We start from the raw sequence: 4,691 nt of genomic DNA on the forward strand, positions 1-4,691 counted from the left end.
CGGGCTTCTGCAATCCGTATTGCCCCGTGACCGCAATGACGGTGGATGTTGAGCGGGACAGCCTGTTCTGGTTCACGTGGAACGGAGCGTTCCCGGCGATTCATAGCCTCTTCAGATCAGATCTCGACGGTGGAGGAGTCACGCTGCTCGGGAGTTCCGACAACGTGGTCCTCGATATCGAACTCGATCGGGCAAACCAACAGATGTTCTGGATTGACGCCAAGTTGCCCGACGGTCTGGCGGACCACTCGATCCGACAGGTGACACTGGCCGGATCGGACGCGCTGGAGCTTCTCCATGTTATTGACGGGAAGCCCATAAACGATGGCCACCTCGCCGTCGATCGGTCCAGCGACAGAGTTTTCTGGATCACGAACAACCGGGCCATCCGGCGCGCGAATCTCGACGGATCGGAGATTCAGGACCTCGTGATGGTCGAAGGGGATTCGACCGTGCTGGGTGACATTGCGCTCGATCTTGCCGCCGGGAAGATGTACTGGTCTGCCACATACGGCGGCATCGTCACGTTCCCCGCCGGCGTCATTCATCGAGCAAATCTCGACGGGACGGACGTGGAATCCGTCGTCTCGGTCGATCAGGCTGCCATCGGGGCATTCGCCATCGATTTCTCGGGATCTGTAGGCCGGGAGATCTTGCCCGAACCGGCGGCAGCCTCACTCGGACCGGCCTACCCGAATCCTGCCAGAAACTCTACGACAATTAGCTATTCGCTGGCACGGTCGGCCACGGTCACGCTGACAATCTACGATGTGCTTGGAAGAGAGGTCGAGACCGTTGTGGCGGGGCATCGGTCGGTCGGTGATCACGCCAGCGGGTTCGATGCCGGCGGGCTGCCGTCCGGGATCTACCTGTATCGACTGCAGGCGGACGGCTTCTCGAGTACGAGAATGTTGACGATCGTCAGATGAGCGGTTGCGCTCTGACAGTATTACTCGCGCCGCATGTTGCGGCCAGGTACGTGCTCACCTTTACTGATCAGCGTTCCAATGGATAGAACCAGACAGAAGCAGAAACCAGCCGACCCGGCGCCGATCGAATCCGACCCGCAGAGAGAGTTGCGCTTCGAGGCCGATCCGGTCGAAGTGCCGAGCGCCGACGCGACTGAACAGACATTCGACCCCTCCGGAGCAGAAGAGGTCTGGCGGATAGCAGCGCGACTTCAGGCGGATGCAGCGCGGCGCCTCGAGGAACGCAGCCGATCCATCGCCGACTCACCGACCGTCGACGCCGACAGTCACCGCTTCACCCTGTCGGAGGTGAAAGCGATCGGCGACGAAGCCGGGATCGATCCACAGTACATCGAGCTCGCCTTGCGCAAGCAGGCAGCGGACCAACACGTACCCCAGGCGGTGTCGGGAAAGATGTCGGACACCGCGGGCCGATTCCTGGCAACCCCCGAGGAGCACCTCTCGGTGACACGCGTGATTCGAGCCGGCAAGCAGCAGGTGCTCGATGCCATGCAGCGGGTATTCCCGTCCGAGCCCTACCATTTGCAGTTGCTAGAAGTCATCGGTGACGAGACGGCCCTCGCCGACTCGACGATGATCTTCAAGGTCCCTCAGGTTGAGATGGCGGTTTCGACCTCTGGTATCAACGTGTTCGCCTACCATATGAGTATCGCTGACCTGAATCGCATGACCGTCACGCTGCACTCGATCGATGAGGAGCGAACCGAGGTCTCGATTCAGCTTGATCTCAAGTATGGCAAGTGGCGCAATTTTAAGGTCGGTTCGTGGATCACCGGCATCTTTGGGTCGGCAATCGGATTCCTGGTCTTTGTTGTCGGTCTCAAGAAGATGGCTCTGGGACTGATGGGTGTGGCAGGAATCGCGGCGATGACGGGTCTTATACTTGGATACGGTATCTACTGGGGGTACCGGCTTGCGTATCGTTCCGGCATCCGTAAGGGACAGAGAGAGATCACCGACCTGCTCGCACAGGTTGACGTCACTGCACGCACGGGCGGCGGCTTCCAGGGCTGGACAGGCGAAGGTTGACTCGAGAGGAGCACACGTCCGGACACTGTCCCGATTCAATGTGGCGCCCTGTAACGCATACCGACGTCAGCGGGCCCGGGATGTGCCCGACGCATCGCTGGTTGGAAGACCTGAAACGCCTCCCTGTATTGACGATCACCCGGTCGTCAATCCGCCTTGTCCGGCGGCAACTGACACACAGTTTTCGTTCCTCGCAAAATGCGGAGTCAGGTCGCCCCCGAGAAAGACGATCGATGGCCGATCTCTCTGAATCGCGTCAAATAGCTTCTCGTATCGGTCGACGCGGCCGTGAAGATCGGAAACGAAGAGGCATGAAATCATGGCGCCAAGTGTTGCATCTTCTGTAACGACGACTGCCCACTCTGCACTTGCGGAGACGCATCTCAGGTTCCATCAACAATGCGTTCTAATCCAAGATAGGCACGCCGCCCGGCTTGCTAATGACGTCGCCTGGACGAAACTGCTTTCCGATGAATATCCGCCAAGCCGTGCCGCGGTGGGAGCGATCGGGCAGACGTCCGTGCGCGGTCCGCGACTGATTATGGTGAGGCTTCGATCCGCTTTAGACTTGATCTCGCCGCCTCCACCATGGGCTGCAACTCGGCATCCGCATCCGCCCACAGTTCGATGAAACGCCGGTAGTGTCGCGCAGCCTCGCCCGTGTTACCGAGCTTCTCATAAAGCTCGCCCATCCGTCGATGAGCGGGTGCATTGAACACGGTGTCGAAGGCACTGTTCTCGGCAAACGAACGGTAGTACTGTAGAGCCTCCTCGTAGCGCCCCGCATCCCTCAGCAACTCAGCTTTCACAAACCGGTCACGTACGTGTGAGAGGAAGGGAGAGGCGAATAGCAGGTTGTACCATGCATGTCCCTTCTGACGAAGCAGCAGAGTCAGCGCTTCATCGGACCGACCAGCGTTAAGAGCGATATTTGCCTGGAGACTAAGGGCAAGGTCGGCGCCGGTGGAGCCCAGGCTCGGCGGATATTCCACCGTCTCGTACTCCGCCGCGTACGATTCGGCCTTCTCTATCACACCTGTCTCCGCCGACAGTAAACCGAGCAAATACAGTCGCAGGTTGACATGAAAGTCCTCGTGAACGACGTGCCAGCTCTGCGGGTTGGAGCTTCGGCGCACAGCCCCGGCGTCCCAGGTTTCTAGCCGCGTAATCATCCGGGCAATCGCCTGCTCATTCTTCGGAAAAAACGGGAGGGTAAGAAGAAACCCCTCATATGGCAACGCTGAATCTTTGGAGACCTGGAGCGCTTCAGCCATTGCTGCGTTCGCCAAACCTATTCGGCCGGCACTCGCCTCCAGGTACGACACCCACAGAAAACCGAGCACTCTTTGCTCCGTTGAGAAGCCGGGTCTTGCCATGTAGCGGGCGAGCGGGATAGCGTCCGGCGGCCACCCCGACTGTACGGCGACCGCGTGACCGGCGAGTGCTACCGCTCCCTCCGACGCGCCCTCCATACGTCGAAAGGCCTCGCTCATCATCTCTTCGTCGTCGTGGACGGCCGCCTGGAGTGCATAGATCTCGACGAGTCGATCGCCGTCCGGATTCAACTCAATGATGCGCTCAACCAGGCTGTCCATTTCTGCAACGTCACCCAGAAGTGCCGGTATCCGATACAGATGCCAGAGAGCCTGTAGATGGTCAGGCTCGAAGTACAATACGCGCTCCCACGCCTCCCGCGAAAACGAAGCAGATTGGCCAAACAGAGGAAACTGGTGTGCGAGAACCTCGCCGAGCTGAAACCACGCTTCCACGTCTTCCGGATACACGGCTACGATGGTGCGGTACATTTGCTCCGCCTTCCGCGCATCGCCCTGTCGAAAGACGTCGAACGCGTCCAGCAGATCACGATCATGCGCTGAAAGGCGAGCACTGAGCCGGCGCGCTCGAACCGCGGCCTCGGTGCCGAGCCTACCCTGCGCGTTCCATTCTGCTGCCACACTCAGGCGATACCAGGCCAGAGCAAACATCGAGTCAAGTTCCGTGGCGGTCCGGAAGGCCTCGAGAGCCGTTCGGTATCGGCCCGCTCTAAACTCGGCCTCACCCTCGAGATACGACTTCAAGGCAGGAAGAGACTCGGTGGTCACCGCTGCAAGCCGGATCACACGGTCGCCTGGATTCTCATCCTCCGCCACAAGCAGCTGTGCGGCAAGCTCATCGACCATCGAAAAGAGCTCATCCGCGGGACCTTCGGCGCTGCCGCCAGCGATGGGCTCACGATCTCCGGTGGATGAGTAGACAGATGCGCGAACCTGCAGTGTTCCACCGACCTCTATGATCGATCCGAGTATGAAACGGTCTGCGCCCACCTTGGCAGCCACCTTTTCGCCGGCCGAAGGGTCGATGGAAGAACCGACCCCACCCAGAGATCCAAGGATGGCGCGCGGATCGACACTGCGCCAATTGCCGGCGCCATCGAGCTTCGTCGCGAGTATATCCACCATGCCCTGGCCGAGGTACTCGATATCCGGACTCCCCCGAACCGTGAACGGCAGGACCGCCACGCGAATCGCACCATCAGAGGCGACGACCGGTGGCGGACTCTCAACTTCCGGGTCTGATCTCAAACCCCATAGTCCCGCTGCCGCGATGATAGCTACAACCGCGGCGACGGCGATCCCGATCGTCCGTTTGGAAATGCCAACTCGCTCGCGCCGG

Annotated in this window: 4 protein-coding genes; 2 read left to right on the top strand and 2 right to left on the bottom strand. The window is 60.1% G+C overall.

Features of this window, described 5'->3' with window-relative positions:
- The first annotated feature begins 26 nt into the window (after nucleotides 1-26).
- Nucleotides 27-929 (top strand): T9SS type A sorting domain-containing protein, encoded by a 903-nt coding sequence (locus HKN37_04615; protein ID NNE45926.1) that lies wholly within the window; start codon nucleotides 27-29, stop codon nucleotides 927-929.
- Nucleotides 930-1,007: 78 nt separating this feature from the next.
- Nucleotides 1,008-2,018 carry a hypothetical protein gene (locus HKN37_04620; GenBank protein NNE45927.1) on the top strand — a complete coding sequence of 337 codons (1,011 nt, stop codon included), beginning with the start codon at nucleotides 1,008-1,010 and terminating at the stop codon, nucleotides 2,016-2,018.
- Between the two features lie 135 nt (nucleotides 2,019-2,153).
- Here the strand turns inward: HKN37_04620 and HKN37_04625 are convergent, their stop codons facing one another.
- Both HKN37_04625 and HKN37_04630 read right to left on the bottom strand, forming a co-directional pair.
- Entirely contained in the window at nucleotides 2,154-2,339 is a 186-nt protein-coding gene (locus tag HKN37_04625; protein ID NNE45928.1) for a hypothetical protein, read from the bottom strand.
- 218 nt (nucleotides 2,340-2,557) lie between these two features.
- Nucleotides 2,558-4,691, bottom strand: a 2,134-nt coding sequence (locus HKN37_04630; GenBank protein ID NNE45929.1) for a tetratricopeptide repeat protein, incomplete at its 5' end; no start/stop codon positions are given.

The organism is Rhodothermales bacterium, from assembly GCA_013002345.1.
Lineage (GTDB): Bacteria > Bacteroidota > Rhodothermia > Rhodothermales > JABDKH01 > JABDKH01.

What these genes read in the sequence shown, in the direction of transcription:
- HKN37_04620 (NNE45927.1), top strand. Translation starts at nt 1,008, where the DNA reads ATGGATAGAACCAGACAGAAGCAGAAACCAGCCGACCCGGCGCCGATC.
- HKN37_04625 (NNE45928.1), bottom strand. Translation starts at nt 2,339, where the DNA reads ATGATTTCATGCCTCTTCGTTTCCGATCTTCACGGCCGCGTCGACCGA.